Origin of the sequence: Schlesneria paludicola DSM 18645, assembly GCF_000255655.1 — a bacterium.
In the GTDB taxonomy this organism is placed as follows: domain Bacteria; phylum Planctomycetota; class Planctomycetia; order Planctomycetales; family Planctomycetaceae; genus Schlesneria; species Schlesneria paludicola.
In genome coordinates this window covers 325,541-341,650 of record NZ_JH636436.1, presented here as the reverse complement: position 1 = coordinate 341,650, position 16,110 = coordinate 325,541, and the positions used below count along the sequence as shown (strand labels likewise).

Below are 16,110 nucleotides of genomic sequence, written 5' to 3'. Positions count from 1 at the left end.
CACCATCGCAACCACTAATGCCGTCCCCACCTGAGTTTGTGCATTTTTCACAAACCACGAGATTTATCGTCCGGTTTGATGCGACAACGAGCCATGGGAGTTGAACGTGATGGCCGAGGCTGAACACGAGACAACTGAGAATGAAGCCAACGCGGCAAGGTTACTGGCGATTACAAAGACCGGTTCAGGTGATGCGCTCGGTCCTCTTTTGGAATGTTACCGCACCTACCTTGTGCTGATGGCAGATGTCGAACTCGGCCCAGACCTTAAAGTGAAGGCAAGCGCATCTGATTTAGTGCAAGAATCCTTTCTTGAAGCAGCGCGGGATTTTTCTCACTTTCAGGGCGAATCACCGGCTCAGTTTCAGGCATGGTTGAGGCGGATTCTGCTCAATAATATTGCAAATATTGCACGTGACTTCCGTTGTACGGAGAAACGAAACCTTTCCAAAGAGGTGTCGCTGTCAGCCAGAGACGATGATCAATCGTCATCGATCTCGCTCTCCAGCAAGGACCGAACCGCAAGCAGCATTGTCATCAGACGAGAAACCGAGAATGCCCTCCAGCAGGCCATTCGACGACTGCCCGATCACTATCAAGATTTGATTCGATGGAGGAACTACGATCGCAAATCCTTTGACGAAATCGGCCGCTGTCTAAACAAATCGGATGAGGCTGCGCGGAAACTATGGGTCCGAGCGTTGGAATTGCTCCAAAAGGAACTCGATTCAATAAATGACTCAATCGCCCCTCGATCCAGAAATCGAGCTGAGTGAACAGCTTGTCAAGTTCGATGAAGCCCTCGCTGCGGGGATCGCGCCAACCCTGCCACCGCTCAACGATCCTAAATTGCAGTCACGATTCGAACAGGCCCAAGCTTGTTTGCAATTCTTGGATCGGGATCGGCGACAACAACGGCTCGCGATTACTTCGAGGCAAGACACTGCCCCGCCCCACAACTGGCCATCCACAACGACCGAGTCAGAGTCGCCTGACGTGAATAGTAGGCAAACCGAGACGGTGATCCAATTCGAATTGCTATCGACGTCCGATCGATCTTCCGCTTCCGCAGCATCTGGAATACCGACCCGCCACGTCACTGCTGAGACGATCGCAGAAGGAGATGACATCTCCACCTTGGGTAGCGGGCATCGAATTGGACGATTTCAACTGATCAGGCGGTTGGGTTCGGGTGGGTTCGGTGTCGTCTACCTGGCCAATGATCCGGTTCTGCACCGGCTGGTCGCATTAAAGATCCCGCGGCCCGAAACGTTGGCGACGCCGGATCTCCAAAGACGATTCGTCCGCGAGTCACAACTCGCGGCAAAGCTCACCCATCCACATCTGGTCCCAGTGTATGAAGCTGGACAGGCAGGTCCGATCAGCTACCAGGTCACGGCCTATTGCGCGGGCGGAGCCCTTTCTTCATGGCTTCGCAATGACCACACATCGAATCAGGACACGGCCCCCGATGAACGATTAATGCACAATTCTGAGTCTCCATCTCCACCAATCAATTCCCCACAGCAACACAAATTGCCGATTCATGTCGCTGTCGAATTGATGATCGGACTGGCAGAAGGTGTCCATCATGCCCATCAGCATGGAATTCTTCACCGGGATATCAAGCCGACAAATATTCTGTTGCACCCCAAGGGTGACCCTTCAGGAAAACGAGATTCAGTTCTTCCTGGTTCGGTGCCACTCGCAGATCTCTGCAATGCCTTCGAACCGATGGTCAGTGACTTTGGTTTAGCTAGATTACTCGATGATTTCGAAGAAACGAGCCCACCCCAAATTGGAGATTCGCGGACGCCGAGCGCCACGCTGATGGCGGGTACTCCGCAGTACATGGCACCCGAGCAACTAGAAGGGCGCGGCGCGAAAATCGGCCCCGAGACCGACATCTATAGCCTGGGTGCGGTGTTGTTCGAGATTCTCACGGGACGGTTGGCGTTTTCGTTTCAGCCGCCCCAATCCAAGTCGGGGCATGCGGTCATCCAGCAGAAGATCCCGAATCTTCCCAAAGATTTGGCTGCAATCTGCCTGAAATGTCTCTCACCCCAACCCGCTTCTCGGTATGCCACAGCAAGCGCTCTCGCACATGACTTGAGAGCGTTCACCCGCGGGGAAGCAGTCATCGCTCGGCCATGGAGCATGCACGAAAGGTTTGCGAAGTGGTCCCGTCGACGGCCTGCCGTTGCCTCGTTGGTCGTGTTGGTGAGTTGCCTGCTTGTCGCCTTGTTCGCAGTCGGGGGCTGGCACCTCAACCAACTCAGAAAACTGAACAATCAACTTGTCGCAACCATCGAAGAACGTGAAATCCAGACACAGCATGCGATAAAGCAGTCTGATCGAGCCAATGAGCAAGCCAAAATCGCCATGGAGAAGACCGAGCTCGCGATGCTTCATGGCCTGCGCTCAGAGAAATTGGCCTGCTTCGCAAATCAGCGCGAGTACGCAGCCACCATGCTCAGGGCGGACGACTTTTGGCAGAAACAACAAATTCGTCCGATGGCTGCACTGCTACAGCAATATTTGCCTCGTCCAGACAGGGATGCTGACGATCCTCGTGGATTCGAATGGCGGTATTTGTTTGCCAAAGGGCAAAGCCTTCGAGATTTGGCCGGGCATATGGAACAAGTGTTGGCGACCGCTGTGACACCGGAGGGCGATCTCTGTTATTCCATTTCGGAAGAGGGGACGATCCGCCGCTGGGATGCTCACTGCGGTGCGTTACTCGCAGTTTGGCCAATTCCTGAACTTATGAACGAACATGTCGCTCATATTAACAGCCAAGCGACTCGCGCCATCTTTCGGCACTTCAGTTCCGGACAGCAAGAACTCATTCTGTGGGATCTTCAGGCGGGAAAGGAACTTTTCCGGAAGCCACTTGGCGAGTTTGAAGTCAGAAGAGTTGTCATCGCGCCGGATGGAAGCTGGGCCGCCGTGGGAGTGTCAGGAAAAGACATCCCTCCAACCATCTTGACGCTGGACCTCAATTCCCAAGTTTTGACCACGAACGTCCTGACGCCAGCCGCTCCCAACACCCAATACAGCGTCGATGCCGTCGCAATTTCCCCCAACGGCAAACAGCTTTGGGCCAGCTTGCAGTCTTCACTTCCGAGCCTGCCGATTCACGGCATCGTGATCAAATGCGCACTTAAGGTACAGACTGTTTCGGCAGGGGAATTCCCTAAGCCACCTGAAATTGGCGAGTGGAGCACGATCAAATCGAAAATAAAGGGGATCAACGAAGCGTTGACATTCTCTCCCGATGGAGAATTCATCGCCATCGGAATGCAATTTCCGAGCAGTTTTGAGATCCGAAACACAATGGACGGTGCCTTGATTCAAGCAACACCAGATTTGAAGGGGCCTGCTGGCGCTTGTGCATTCGATGCGAGCGGAGAAAACCTGATCATTGGCTCGTTGACTCCGACCTATAGTCAGGATCACGAAGCATGGTCGGAACTTATGCAGGGCAATGAAACATTGCTGCCCGAATTGAAATTTTGGAAGTTTCAAGATGGCCTGCGTGCGACGACCGAGCTTCAATTGCCGCAAGCCATGAGCTGCATCAGTCGACATGAGCCCACCGGGACATGGGCGATCGGTGACGATGGGGGACGCCTGATCCTGTGGCGGCCTGGACCGGTCAAACCATATCGCGAGCTCAAAGGACACCAACCCAGCGAAGCATGGGGATTGGCATTCGCGCCTGACGGAAAAACTTTGTACAGCGTCGGCGACGACGCATTTTTACGTGGCTGGGATGTGAGAACAGGCGAAGAACTGCAAGCTTCGATGAAGCATACCTCGTTGGTGTCATGCATCGCAGTTTCACCGGATGGACGATGGGTCGCCACTGGCAGCTATAGCGATGATGTCGTCATCTGGCGGGCAGACACGCTTCAAGTCCAAATGCGATTGAACGGACACACCGATGATGTCCGCACGCTCGCGTTTTCGCCAGACAGCAAAGTGATCGCGAGCGCTGGTCGTGACTGTACGATCCGGCGATGGAATGTCCCTGAAGGAACATTCATAACACATGCCGAGATGGAAGGGGGAACCGTTCGATCGATCGCGTTTCAGACAAACGATCAACTTCTGGCCGTGCATTCATTCGGACGAATCCAGTCTTGGGCATCGTCTGGCTTGTGCAAGTTGATTCGCAACGAAAAGTCGGAAACCCAGTGCCTGGCACTTTCGCCTGTCGGAATAAAGTGGCTGCGCGATATTCATTCAACGGAAACCCTCGCCGACTCCATGATCACGACAGGACCGAATGAACTGTTGCTCTACGGCAAGAAAAACGGCATGGTGAAACTATTGCATCTGCCAACGGGGAAAATCCTGATGGAGCATAACTATGCGACCATCGGGATTCGATCCGTGGCCTTTTCGCCGGATGGCCGCAACTTTGCAGTCGCTAGCAATGATTGCGCAATCCATATTTGGAATGTTCCCGCGGGTCAGGAAGTCCTGACAATTCCCAATCTCCCCGCCCCTGCAAATCAGATCGCATTCTCACCAAGCGGCGATTCGCTCGCAGCGGCTTTGCACGATGGCACGATTCGAATCTGGGACGCACCATTCATCGAGCGATCCAAACAATCACACCTCCAATCCAGCAGAAAGCATCACACAAATCGATCAGACGATTGACCGATGGAGTCACCATCGGTCTGATTGATCCCGACTTCGCGCAAAACGTTCGTCTCCAATGGTGCCGTGCGCGATCTCAGTATCGCCGTGGTAGCCACTCTTCTTGATTGTCGTGGGACGAAAGACATGCATTGGTTCGTCAGATTTGCGTTCCTCGCCAGGTGTGTTTTCCTCGCTGGATTCGCCGCCGCTGCCCCTCCTCAATCGGAAGAACGGCCGATGCTCGCGGGCCGTTGGGTGCCCGCCGATCCCCTGCTCATCAATTTTGAGACGCTTCCGCAAATCCCCGGCGAGCACGCCATCGTCAGCGATGTCCGCGTTCCCGGCGGCGATCTCACGAGAGTCGAAAAATCCAAAGGCGGGGTGAACCAGCACAACTACCTGATCCATCATGACCACCAATTCTGGATCATGTGGAGCGACGGCCCTGGGGTTGAAGACCGCGTCGGACAACGCGTGAAGTTCGCCACCAGTCCCGACGGCAAGAGGTGGTCAACGCCCGAATTTCTGACGCCCGAGCCACCCAATTCGGGCCCTCAATCCGAATTCTACGGCACACGAACAGCCAAGGGCCTGCGTTGGATCGCACGGGGGTTCTGGAAACGAAACGATGAACTGTTGGCGATCGCCTCATTGGATGAAGCCGCCGGGTTCTTTGGCCCCAGTCTTTCGCTCCGCGCGTTCCAATGGAACAACGCCAACCGCACCTGGGTTGATCGAGGTGTGATCTGCGACAACGCAATCAACAACTTCCCGCCCGAACGTCTTCCCGACGGCCAATGGATGATGTCGCGGCGGATGCATGACTATAAGACGACGGGAGTCCATTTTCTGGTCGGAGGCACGGACGCAATCGATGCCTGGAAGTCATTCCCGGTGCTCGGTTCCAGCAGCGAACTTGCCGCAGAAGAACCATTGTGGTGGGTTTTGCCCGACAATCGCCTGCTGGCCCTGTTCCGCGATAACCGACACAGTGGCTTCCTTTACCGCTCGTTCTCCAGAGACAACGGCCAAACCTGGGACACCCCCGTTCGTACCAATTTCCCTGACGCGACGTCCAAAATCCACGGCCTGAGGCTACGTGATGGACGATACGTTCTGGTGTCGAATGCGAACCCCAAAAAGCGCGATCCGCTGGTCATCTCGCTCAGCAATGACGGGGTCACATTCACCCAAATGGGCAAATTAGTCGGTGGCCGCCATGTCGACTATCCACACGTGATGGAACACGATGGAAAGCTACTGGTCGCCTTCGCGGGTGGAAAGCAAACCGTCGAACTGCTGCAGGTCCGCCTGGATGAACTGACCAAGGAACTGAACCGGCAGCAGCCTGAAGGCGACTAAAACGAACAAAGACCGCGTTCCTCGCTTTACAGCGAAAACGGGTCCTTCGTGCCGTATTTTGAATTGTAGAGCGTATCTTGAATCGACTTCATGGCATGTGAAATCCCACAAACGCGATAGGTTTCACCTCGGTGCAGACCGAAGTTGCCGACGATGTCACCCACGTGAATGAAGTTCGCGCACTTGCCGTTGTCTTTGGCATGAGCCTTGATCGTACGCCACATCACTTGTGGTTTGAAAAGATTGATGCACGCCTTTTGCAAATCACCCCAGGCACCTGGTGCATTGAACGTGACGCTATTGACGCCGTACCAGTACGAAACGACTTGCGTCAGATACCCACCCAGCGAATGTCCCACCACCGTCAAATCGTATGACGAATAGGTCTGTGCGCATTGTTTGAAAAAACTCTTCGCAGTGCTGGCCTGATTGGGAATCACCCCAAGAGACAATTTCAAGTCGGCGGTCAGATCGCTGACGATTGTCCCCTTCTTATGAGCGCCCTCAACCGAATCATCTGCGTCGTATCCACCCGTCCCTTTGAACGCGATCACACACTGTTTCGCCGCGTCATCAACATAGCAACAACCGGCAAAACCGTTATGAATCCACCCCGTGCTATACGCGAACTTCGCTGGCCTGAACCGGCCCGCGACACTGGCCTTCTTCACCTTCGAGGCAATATCCGCATATTCGTTCACGGTAATGGCGGGCATGCAACTCTCTCCTTGCGTGATAAACGACCTATAAACCGAGTGTGCCAGTTCGATCACTTCGAACCAGACACCTCGGAACAAGCAGCAATTCTGAATGCGAGATGATGTCGGACTTCACCCTCGTCGACCATTGGATGCAACGGGCCGCTTGTCGCCTTAATCGTCCCAGTGTTTTCGGCAGTCGGCCACAGATTCTTCTCTCGATCCGCATCCGCTCGAATGATTCGCGACAGGTCCCCCGGTTATCTAAAATCTGGCGACATCGAACAGTCGCAACGCGCCCCCAACGTTCTCGCGTCCGTCTCCCTGGTTTCAGCAGACGGTTAAACGTCGATATCAAGAATAAACATCGACACTTGGGAATTCTCCAACAATCCGCACTCTCCCGGGAACATAGCACACGATGTCCATCGTGTGCTCGCGTTTTGACCTGACAGGAATGATTGCGCCGGCAAAACCAACACAATTTTCAGGCCATCGTGTTGTTGATGACATCGCGTGCCGTTGACTCAAGCAAGACGACCATCTCGTCGTACTGAACAACTTCACACCATGCACGCGTCTCGTTGTCGTGTTCTGCGGCCGCACAGAGATCGACAAACGCAAATGGATCCCACTTGCCCTGTGGTAGGAGCATTCCTCTCCACGACTCAAGCTTCGCGGGCAAGGAAGCGTCTGCCGCATTCAAACGTCGCTCAACCAACTGGGCCAACTCGACATACGCCGGATGCCGACCGACATGCCGAAACCAATATTTGGCGTTCCCATAATCGGGTTCGCGTCGATGCAGAATCGCGTGCCAGTAGTCACCGGTACGATTCGCCCCCATTCCCTCGATCGACTGCGAACAGGCATGGCTTGCATCAAAGTCCTCGTTCATCAGATGTAAGCCGGCTTTCAATGCCGTAACGGCCGTCACCGCCGCACGATCCTTCCCCGCAGGAATCGCGTCGATCAACTCTTGAACCCAGCCGTGACGGCCTCCTCCCGCAGACTGAATCAGTCGCGGGCATGCGAACGTAGAGCGTCCTCCATCCACCACCGCATCAACGAACGACACCGTTGCAAATGCCGCAAGCCGAGCCACGAGTTCATTCAAAGAGCCTGCCGCAGTCACCACGTTCTGATGCGCCGCAAGAAGCGGCACCGAGATTGCAACCGCCGAATGGCCTGATGGAACGGCAGCCAGGAAATAGAGCCCCTTAGGGAGGCACTCTCCCAGCGACTTCCATCGTCCCGCGTCCGCCGCAGTACGAAACACAATCAGATCCGCCGCATTCGTAGAAGCCGCCGCGAGATTTGCAGAAACCGTTGGATTCGATTCGCTTTCGACGATGACATACTCTGCCCCCTGCGCCTGTACCTCTGCAATGACCTCACGAATGGGCCTCTGCTGATTCCAATGAACAGACTGTGCTTGAAAACTCATCTCAACATCTTTCTATGACCTCGTCATGGCAAACTCGTCGAGCCTTCTGCCATGAAACCTTCGAAACAGTGCCCGTTGAACCCATTGGCGCGTCTGCATTCGCAGTGCAAACTCGCACGCAAGACTTGCTTCCAGATCAACAGATTCAATCGACCATCAATCGACGGCCAGTCAAACGCTCGGTCAAGGTCTTGATCTGTTCTGGGCGCAATTGCGACTTGGAAATATTCAGTGACCTGAGCCTTCTAAAACTCGCGAGCGTCTGGACTCCTTCCTCACTGATTTCACCCAACGACATCGGAAGGCTTAAGGTATTCAAACCTTCAATTTCTGACAAATGTCGTAATCCGACATCACCGATCCGAGTGCATTCATCGAACTGAAGAAACTTCAATGAATGGAGCCCGATGAGAAAGCTCAGATCGTCGTCCGAAAATCCCGTACACAAATGGAAGTGCAAACGCTGAACATGCGGCAAACGGCCAATCTGCTTCAGACAATTTGCCAGGTTGGCACACTCACGGATTTGAATCACGCCAAGATTCTTGAGCGAGTCGATACCCAGATCAATCGCGATGGGCTTGTTGAGATCAATGAACGACAAGTTTGGAAATCGCGTCAGCCGGGTTAGCTGTCGATCACCGGCGGAGTGCACCGTGACCCACTCCAATGAGCGGAATTCCCCCCTCAGATCGTCAACACTCTGATCGAGCTGTCGCCCATTGACCGTGAGGTATTTCAGATTGGGAAAACTTTGGATGCCGGAGAGAGGATTCGTTAGGGAGTGACTGGTGGAGAGATCCACGACATTCAGGCTGTCATCAGCACGCAAATAGCCCATCCAAAGAATGTGATTCAACGAGGCTGGTCGACCCAGACGATCCGCCCACGCCGCATCCTCCTCGGACCAAACCATGCCTCCCGCCCTACGGATCGCAAATGCCCCACGCCTCGGCCATGAATAGAGAAAGCCGACAACGATCACAATCGACAGCATCGCGAGCGCGATTCGTACCCTAAAGGAACGAATCCACACGACCACACGTCGAAGTTGCCACGGTTCCATCGCGCTCAGTTCCCGCGTTGCCATGAGTTGGCCTCGAAAAGCGAACCCGTCTCGGCTCGCCTGATTCCTCTCGATCGTGCGGCCCGTCCCACAGCATATCGAAACCACTGGACCTGCAAACTCGGTTTCGTGGACCTAACCACTCGCCGTTGTCTTATCCTTCACACCGTGGAATGGTGATCGTTCGCCGGCCGGGGACGGGCTCATTTTCCCGCGGTAATGGGAAGTGTTTCCTTCGTCGATGCACTGTGAATGCCAATTTGACCGAGAAAAAGTGGCTGTCCCCCTCTCTTTGGGCTGTGAATGGTTCACCTTGGAAAGTTATCGCGTGCTAGTATCGTCGTGACAGACCCCAAAATCTTGTGCCGCTCAACCCATGCGGGCCTCGGTGGAACTATGAAACAATACCTCACCCCCGGCACGCCCAAGCCTCACGCAGCCACGACATCGCATCGAACCGCATTCAGTCGCATGGATCTGGTTGGCGTGCTTCTGGTCACCTTCATTTTGCTCGCCATGATTCCCGCTTGGATCCTCAGTGCGCGGTCGAGTGCGTCAAAACTCAAGTGCCTCTGTCACATCCGACAACTGGGCATCTCGGTGATGAATGTAAGCTCGAATCTGGGGGGCGGGTTACCTCCCCTCGTCGACGCTGTCGAGATCACAAATCAGCAGGGACAAACCGGAACACTGAATAGGACTCTGATGATGAGTTTGCTTCCGGCACTCGACCATTCCTCATTGAGAAGGAACATCGAACAGAATGCCGTGCTCGCCCCCTCGCCGGACAATCCGACAAGCATGACCATGTCCGAAGCGGACAAGATTTCGCTCGACGTCTTCACCTGCCCCGTCGATCTCGATGCCGCTAATACGCCGGGACGACTCAGCTACGTCGCCAACATCGGGTTCATTTCACGAGACTTGTTCGAAGGTGACCCCAAGGGCTTTCACCAACTGGGGTCTCTCAACTGGCATGGCACCGACGCTCCTGACACGTCGTCGGATCTGCAAATCAGTGGTGCCACAGGCGTGTTTTGGCGCCGCCATCCTGATTTCGCTCAGACCCTGGATGAGATCAGTACCAACGACGGCCAAAGCGCGACACTCATGCTCACAGAAAATCGACAGGCCGGAACCTGGTACGACACCGACACTGCCAGGATCGGGTTTGGCCTGCCAATCGCAGTGAACCAGCAACAGGTTCTTTTCGGTGCTGGCACGTCATTGGAATCATCACGGCGACCGCTGAATACGGAATTCGTAGGCAGCACACTTGGCACTCAATCGTCGCCGGAATGGCGCATGAATCGGGGAGTGACCTCGCGGAGCGAAGCAGCGAAAGCGCGCCCAAGCTCACTGCATGCTGGAGGTGTTTTCGTCATGTTCTGTGATGCCTCAGGCAAATTCTTAAGCGGCAGCATCGACGCGCACGTCTACGTAAAACTACTCACCACCAATGGAATCTCATTCGGAGAACAGCCGTTTGACCCGAACGCCTATTGAACACAACGAGCAGCAAGCAATCGGATGGTGACGGAGTCGAATCGACAATTCTCTCAGTGAGCTGTTTCAATCCGCGATCGTCCAAAGTGGCAGGCAACGTAGATCTTCGATACGTCTAAAAGTTGATCCCGAGAAGACACGACACCGTGCGAGATCCTCGTAATATCGGCGAGAGAGGAACGGGCAAGGTCACGGCCCACAGCGCGGATTGGAGTGTCGCTCGTTATCGGGCTTCGGAAATCAAATTGACATCATTGGCGGTTGGCGAGTAAATTCCGCGCCTCTCCCACCTGTTCGTCAATTCACATCCGATCAAACCCTACTCCTGCGGACTCGCAATTGTCCCCGCACGTACGGCAATCCGCGCGGTACCGATGGCTGCCACTGCTAGCAGTGGCGATCTGCTTGTGCGCGCCCCTGGGTTGTGCTCTGTTTCCTGCGATGGATTCATCCCAGACCACCTCGGCGAACCGCCCAATTTTGCCTCCGCTGCAAGCCTCACCCGACTCGATTCAGTTGGATATTTTCCTGCTCGAGCGGCCTGCCGATGACCATTTGCTGTGCCGCGAAGTCTGGAAAGACGTCGACGAAATTGGCGCGATCCCCGATTCGGAACTGCGTGGATCGCTGCGAACGAATGGATTCCAGGTGGGTGTTGTCCCTTCCAATCCACCGCCATCGATTCAGAAGTTGCTGGGGATGCGCGCGGAAATTTCGAGTGAAGTGTCTGACGACTCCAAACCTCTGATGGGCAACCACCACTTTCTCTCGCCTGGCGGGCAACTCGAAGTCGAGACAGGGATCACACATCAACAATGTCGATTTACCGTCCGCGAAAAGGGGCGCATCAAGACGCTTGATTTCGAACGAGCTCGCGGTGTGATGCGCGTTCGAGCGACCCGCCTGCAAGAAGGTTGGGTTCGCGTCGACTTTCAGCCCGAGATTCATCATGGCGAACCCGGCATGATGCGCTATGCCGCGTTGGAGCGGGAATTCGGCTATCGCGGCGGACAGAACATTGATGTCCGCCACGCCCTGAAGTTCAGCGTGAACATGAATTTGGGGAATTTGACGCTGATCAGTTGCACCTCTGACGATCAGGACACGGTCGGCGATTGCTTCTTCGGCTACACCGAACAAAGCACGAAAAAGCAACGTGTCCTCGTGGTTCGCGCCGTCGACTCAAGCTCCCTGCGCCAATCGCACGGTCGCTGACCGTCAGCCGAGACGCCAGGAATCGTCCTTCGGCGGATTTGACCGACCGATGATTTCAGAATTTTCCCGCACCCGCACGTCCGCTTTGACGTGGGTTCATTGTCTGGAAACGTGCGTCATGGAGATAAGGCACACAAGATATTATTGCACATAGACTTAAAACAAATCACACCGAATGGACAATGGCAGCTCGCACGAAGAACCACAGACGTCGTTCGACTCCTATTCCATTCGAAGCCGCTCAGAAACAACGGAAAAACTCTCTCAAAATCCTCAGCGCCGGCTGCGCTTCCCATACCTGAGGGGGATTGCTACACTCTTCTGTTCCGCGAACGAATTGGACGGTACCATTGTCGGCTGCGCGGTATAGATTTTCTTGAAACATCCGACTGGAGGATTGTGTGGTTAAGCTGAGGTTGCGGGATAACGAAGGGATCAATGACGCGGTTAAGAGGTTTCGGAAACTGGTTGAACACGCAGGCATCAAGAAGGAAATGCGCCGCCGCGAGTTCTACGAAAAGCCCAGCGAAACCCGCCGTCGTGCCCGTCGCCGCGCCGAACGCCGCTCACGCATCCAACGCATGGTTGGTGGCAGCACAATGGGTGGTGGAGCACCATCCGGCGGCAAGCCAGATCGTTAAGACCGAATCCTGATCCGTCGTTTGATCTGTCCTTCATGTTTTCGCGTGCCACGCGCACGCCAAACTGAAGACGAAGAACGGCAGAGCAAGATCGTCGAATCGACGAAGCCATCACGGTCTTCGTCTGACAAACTTCGTCGGGAATCCATTTTGGATTCCCGCGAATCATTTTGCCTTGGCCTCGAATGGCATCAGCCTCGCTGTGACGCCCCTTGGAGGGTGTTGAGTTTGGGTTGTTGTCCGATGCCCGTCATCGGGCGTTTGCCTTCCGGGCTCACACACCAGAGTCACGATGACCGTCACGACTCGCCCCTGGCTCGTCCGCCTGACGAACATTCTGCTGAACTACCGCGGCTGGTGGCTGTGTTTCGCAATCGCGACAACGTTGGCCGCTGCCGTCCCCGCGTCACGCCTGCAATTCGATCAGTCGATCGAGTCCCTGTACGCGAAAGACAATGCTCGACTCGCCGCCTGGCGTGACAGCAAACGATTGTTTGGCGGTGATGAATTTGTCGTTGTCGCCTATACCGACCCGGAACTCTTCGAACCGGGTGGCGACAAGCTGAACCCGGCGGCCGCAGAACGAATCGAGGCTCTCGCCGAAAAGCTGCGGACCGTCCCCGGCCTGCAAGCCGATAGCTTCCAGCACCTGGCTCATGCACTGCAGGCCCCCTTCGGACGTTCCATCATCCGCAAGCTGATGGAAGGCATCCTGGTCGGCACCGACGAAAAAACCACCTCGATCTTCTGCCGACTTGAACCGCCCGGAACCGCATCGATCCCCCGCTCCGAAACGTATCGACGCGTTCGCGAGATAGCGGATGCGAATACGCCACCCGCCGCCGTGGTGGGAGAACCGGTGCAGGTTCACGACATGTTCCGCTATGTCGAAGAAGACGGCGCGACTTTGGGGCTGGCATCATCCGCCCTGCTGATGACCGTCATCTTCGCGTTGTTCCGGAGCCTGCGATGGATGATCCTACCCCTTCTGGTCGTGCAAGTTACGCTGTTCTGGACCAAAGGACTGCTGGTCGTCAGTGGCATGCAGCTCAGCATGGTCAGCTCGATGCTGAATTCGCTCGTGACCATTATCGGAATCGCGACCGTGATGCACATCACGTTGAAATATCGCGAGAACCGTGCGAGTGCGGAACCGGTCGAGGCATTGCGCAAGACAATGCTCGACCTCACGGTGCCAATCTTCTGGACGATCGCAACCACAGCCGCGGGATTTGCTGCCCTGCTGACTAGCCACATCGCACCCGTGGCCAGCTTTGGCATCATGATGACGCTGGCCACACTGCTGGTGATGGTCGCCTGTGCCATCGTACTGCCGGGCAGCATCCTCATTGGCGAGTCGCAACGGATTCCCGGCAAGGCACCTGCGGAAGATCGTGTGTCGCGAGCCCTGGGGCATTTGACCGTCTGGGTCGAGCATCGTCCACTGCTTGTGGGTGCCGGGATGGCCGCCCTGACGGCATTCTGCGGCGCGGGACTTTTTTACCTCAAAGTCGAGACCGATTTCAGCAAAAACTTTCGCGCGAACAGCCCGATTGTGCGCTCCCTGGACCTGTTTGAAACGCGACTCGGCGGCGCTGGAACCTGGGAAGTGAACTTTCCTGCCCCGAATGAACTCGATCCCGACTTCCTCTCAGAAGTTCGTGAACTGGCTGCGGAACTGCGCGACCTCGAAGATCAGAACTCACCCGGCCGACTGACAAAAGTGGTCTCGATTACCGACGGACTGGACGTGCTCACATTCCTGCCGTTGTCCTGGCGAATCTCGGCCCTCGAACGAATGCAGCCAGACTTTATCACCAGTCTGTACAACGCGCAGGATGGCCGCATGCGAATAATGCTGCGTGCTCGCGAACGCCAACCTTCAGAAACCAAGCTAAAGTTGATTGACGATGTCGAAGCGACCGCGCGACGACACTTTCCGGAAGCACGCGCCACGGGCCTGTTTGTACTGCTGACATACTTGATCGAAAGCCTGATGGACGACCAGCTCGGTAGCTTCCTGATCGCCGCCGCCGCCATTGTGATCCTGATGACAATGGCGTATCACAGCTTCGCGTTTGGATCAATTTTACTGATTCCCAATCTCTTTCCGATTGTGCTGGTCATCGGGACGATGGGCTGGATCGGGCTTCCGGTCAATTTGGCGACGGCCATGATCGCCAGCGTTTCGATGGGGCTAACCGTGGACTCGAGTATTCACTACCTCGCTGGCTACACGGATGCCCGACGTCGCGGATTGAGCTATTCTGCCGCACTGAAAAGCACGCATCAAGGCGTCGGGTTGGCACTCGTTTTTGCCAACGTGGCGCTGGTCGTCGGGTTTTCCGTCCTGACACTTTCTCATTTCATTCCACTGGTGTATTTCGGGATCCTGGTCAGCGTCGCCATGCTGGGGGGGCTGATGGGAAATCTCATCCTGTTGCCACTCCTGCTGCGAATCGTTGATCGACGCTGACTCCCGTCCGTGAAATTTTGCGTTTTCGGCGATTTGTCCTTGCAACCTTCGGGTACGAGACAGGAACCTATTCCACATCCGATGACGCCATTCAAAAGGGCAATCACATGAGCTGGTTCTGGAAATCAAAAACGAATCAAAAGCAGGTGGAAGAAGCGGCCCTCAAGGCTCAGGAAGAACTGGACGCGCTGCACACCGAAATTCAGCGTCTGCAGTCGAGCCTTGCCGAATCAGAACGGCTGCAGGCCGAATGGCAGGCCTCGTTGGAAATGGCGACCCAGGAACGAGATGCCCTGCGAGCCGTATCGGAAAATGCGCTGGCCCATGAGCGTCAGCAGGCCGCCGAAAAACACGCGCAGCTCGAACAGCGACACCAGGAACTGGAATCGAACCTGGCCGAGGCCAACCAGAAGCATCATTTGCTCGACGCGGCCAATGTGGAAATGGCCGAAATGCTCAAATCGAGCGAACGGCGATTCGAAGAACTGCAGACGACAAGCTCGCAGGAACGAAGCGAACGCGACGAGACAATTCGCCAGCGCGATCAACGGTTGGCCGACCTCCAAAGTGAATTGACCGCACGTCAAAGCGAACTGACCGCGCAGCAAGCACAACACGAGCAAGCAGTCTCGCACATCGCCAACCTCACACGACAGCTCACCGACGCCAACGAGCAAGCGGTCGCAAAACAGGCAGATTTGGAACAGCGACTCACGGCCGAAGCCGAAAACGCGGCAGCGCGCATCGAACAACTCGAACAGCAACTGGCCCAAAGCGAACTCAAGTCGGCCAACCGCGCCGAACAACGCTCGGCCCTGCTGCGAAACATGGCCGAGATTCACCGACTGAGTGCCACGTCCTCGAAATCGGAACCCAGTCCAGATTCCCTGAAAGTGGTCAGCCCAGAATGGTCTGGTCAGGCGGATGCCCCCGCCGAGACTGCAGGTGATGACACTTCCCCCTCGAATTCTTTCCTGTCCCGTAGCGGAACATAATCGAACAGACGATCATCTCTCCCGTCAGACAAAAGCAATCCGCCGGACGCTC

At 55.4% G+C, this 16,110-nt stretch carries 11 protein-coding genes; 8 read left to right on the top strand and 3 right to left on the bottom strand.

The genetic code is table 11. From position 1 onward, the window contains the following. The first annotated feature begins 109 nt into the window (after nt 1-109). The 3 genes from OSO_RS0134560 (at nt 110) to OSO_RS0134550 (ending at nt 6,014) form a co-directional block, all read left to right on the top strand. A complete protein-coding gene (locus OSO_RS0134560) occupies nt 110-775 on the top strand; it encodes a sigma-70 family RNA polymerase sigma factor (protein ID WP_010587412.1) in 666 nt (221 codons plus the stop codon). Continuing rightward, a complete protein-coding gene (locus OSO_RS0134555; protein WP_010587411.1) occupies nt 735-4,670 on the top strand; it encodes a WD40 repeat domain-containing serine/threonine protein kinase in 3,936 nt (1,311 codons plus the stop codon). Before OSO_RS0134560 ends, OSO_RS0134555 begins: the two co-directional genes overlap by 41 nt. A 219-nt stretch (nt 4,671-4,889) precedes the next feature. Further along, nucleotides 4,890-6,014, top strand: a complete 1,125-nt coding sequence (locus OSO_RS0134550; RefSeq protein ID WP_202800022.1) for an exo-alpha-sialidase — start codon at nt 4,890-4,892, stop codon at nt 6,012-6,014. A gap of 26 nt (nt 6,015-6,040) precedes the next feature. Here OSO_RS0134550 and OSO_RS0134545 read toward each other — a convergent pair whose 3' ends face one another. The 3 genes from OSO_RS0134545 to OSO_RS0134530 form a co-directional block, all read right to left on the bottom strand. Then, complete coding sequence (locus tag OSO_RS0134545) at nt 6,041-6,730, bottom strand: Tle-like phospholipase domain-containing protein (protein WP_010587409.1); 690 nt, start codon at nt 6,728-6,730, stop codon at nt 6,041-6,043. 469 nt (nt 6,731-7,199) lie between these two features. Continuing rightward, nucleotides 7,200-8,159 (bottom strand): hypothetical protein, encoded by a 960-nt coding sequence (locus OSO_RS48995; RefSeq protein WP_010587408.1) that lies wholly within the window; start codon nt 8,157-8,159, stop codon nt 7,200-7,202. Nucleotides 8,160-8,304: 145 nt separating this feature from the next. Beyond that, on the bottom strand, nt 8,305-9,249 hold the full coding sequence (locus OSO_RS0134530; protein WP_010587407.1) for a hypothetical protein: 945 nt from the start codon (nt 9,247-9,249) through the stop codon (nt 8,305-8,307). 372 nt (nt 9,250-9,621) lie between these two features. Between OSO_RS0134530 and OSO_RS0134525 the strand changes: the two genes are divergently transcribed. From OSO_RS0134525 to OSO_RS0134490, 5 genes are all read left to right on the top strand, one after another. Next, nucleotides 9,622-10,731: a DUF1559 family PulG-like putative transporter gene (locus OSO_RS0134525; RefSeq protein WP_010587406.1), complete on the top strand. Its 1,110-nt coding sequence runs from the start codon at nt 9,622-9,624 to the stop codon at nt 10,729-10,731. 441 nt (nt 10,732-11,172) lie between these two features. Further along, the gene (locus OSO_RS0134515) at nt 11,173-11,946 is read left to right on the top strand and encodes a hypothetical protein (protein WP_029247782.1); all 774 of its coding nucleotides are present in this window, start codon (nt 11,173-11,175) and stop codon (nt 11,944-11,946) included. Between the two features lie 401 nt (nt 11,947-12,347). Further along, entirely contained in the window at nt 12,348-12,587 is a 240-nt protein-coding gene (gene rpsU / locus OSO_RS46290; protein WP_050986273.1) for a 30S ribosomal protein S21, read from the top strand. A gap of 292 nt (nt 12,588-12,879) precedes the next feature. Further along, nucleotides 12,880-15,063, top strand: a complete 2,184-nt coding sequence (locus OSO_RS0134495; protein ID WP_010587402.1) for an efflux RND transporter permease subunit — start codon at nt 12,880-12,882, stop codon at nt 15,061-15,063. 107 nt (nt 15,064-15,170) lie between these two features. Beyond that, complete coding sequence (locus OSO_RS0134490; RefSeq protein ID WP_157605869.1) at nt 15,171-16,058, top strand: coiled-coil domain-containing protein; 888 nt, start codon at nt 15,171-15,173, stop codon at nt 16,056-16,058. The last annotated feature ends 52 nt before the right edge of the window (nt 16,059-16,110 follow it).

Bases quoted from the DNA above. Each gene is read 5' to 3' on its own strand.
- OSO_RS0134495 (WP_010587402.1), top strand. From the start codon at position 12,880: ATGACCGTCACGACTCGCCCCTGGCTCGTCCGCCTGACGAACATTCTG.
- OSO_RS0134555 (WP_010587411.1), top strand. From the start codon at position 735: ATGACTCAATCGCCCCTCGATCCAGAAATCGAGCTGAGTGAACAGCTT.
- OSO_RS0134525 (WP_010587406.1), top strand. From the start codon at position 9,622: ATGAAACAATACCTCACCCCCGGCACGCCCAAGCCTCACGCAGCCACG.
- OSO_RS0134490 (WP_157605869.1), top strand. From the start codon at position 15,171: ATGAGCTGGTTCTGGAAATCAAAAACGAATCAAAAGCAGGTGGAAGAA.
- OSO_RS0134515 (WP_029247782.1), top strand. From the start codon at position 11,173: ATGGATTCATCCCAGACCACCTCGGCGAACCGCCCAATTTTGCCTCCG.
- OSO_RS0134530 (WP_010587407.1), bottom strand. From the start codon at position 9,249: ATGGCAACGCGGGAACTGAGCGCGATGGAACCGTGGCAACTTCGACGT.
- OSO_RS0134550 (WP_202800022.1), top strand. From the start codon at position 4,890: ATGCTCGCGGGCCGTTGGGTGCCCGCCGATCCCCTGCTCATCAATTTT.
- OSO_RS0134545 (WP_010587409.1), bottom strand. From the start codon at position 6,730: ATGCCCGCCATTACCGTGAACGAATATGCGGATATTGCCTCGAAGGTG.
- OSO_RS48995 (WP_010587408.1), bottom strand. From the start codon at position 8,159: ATGAGTTTTCAAGCACAGTCTGTTCATTGGAATCAGCAGAGGCCCATT.
- OSO_RS0134560 (WP_010587412.1), top strand. From the start codon at position 110: ATGGCCGAGGCTGAACACGAGACAACTGAGAATGAAGCCAACGCGGCA.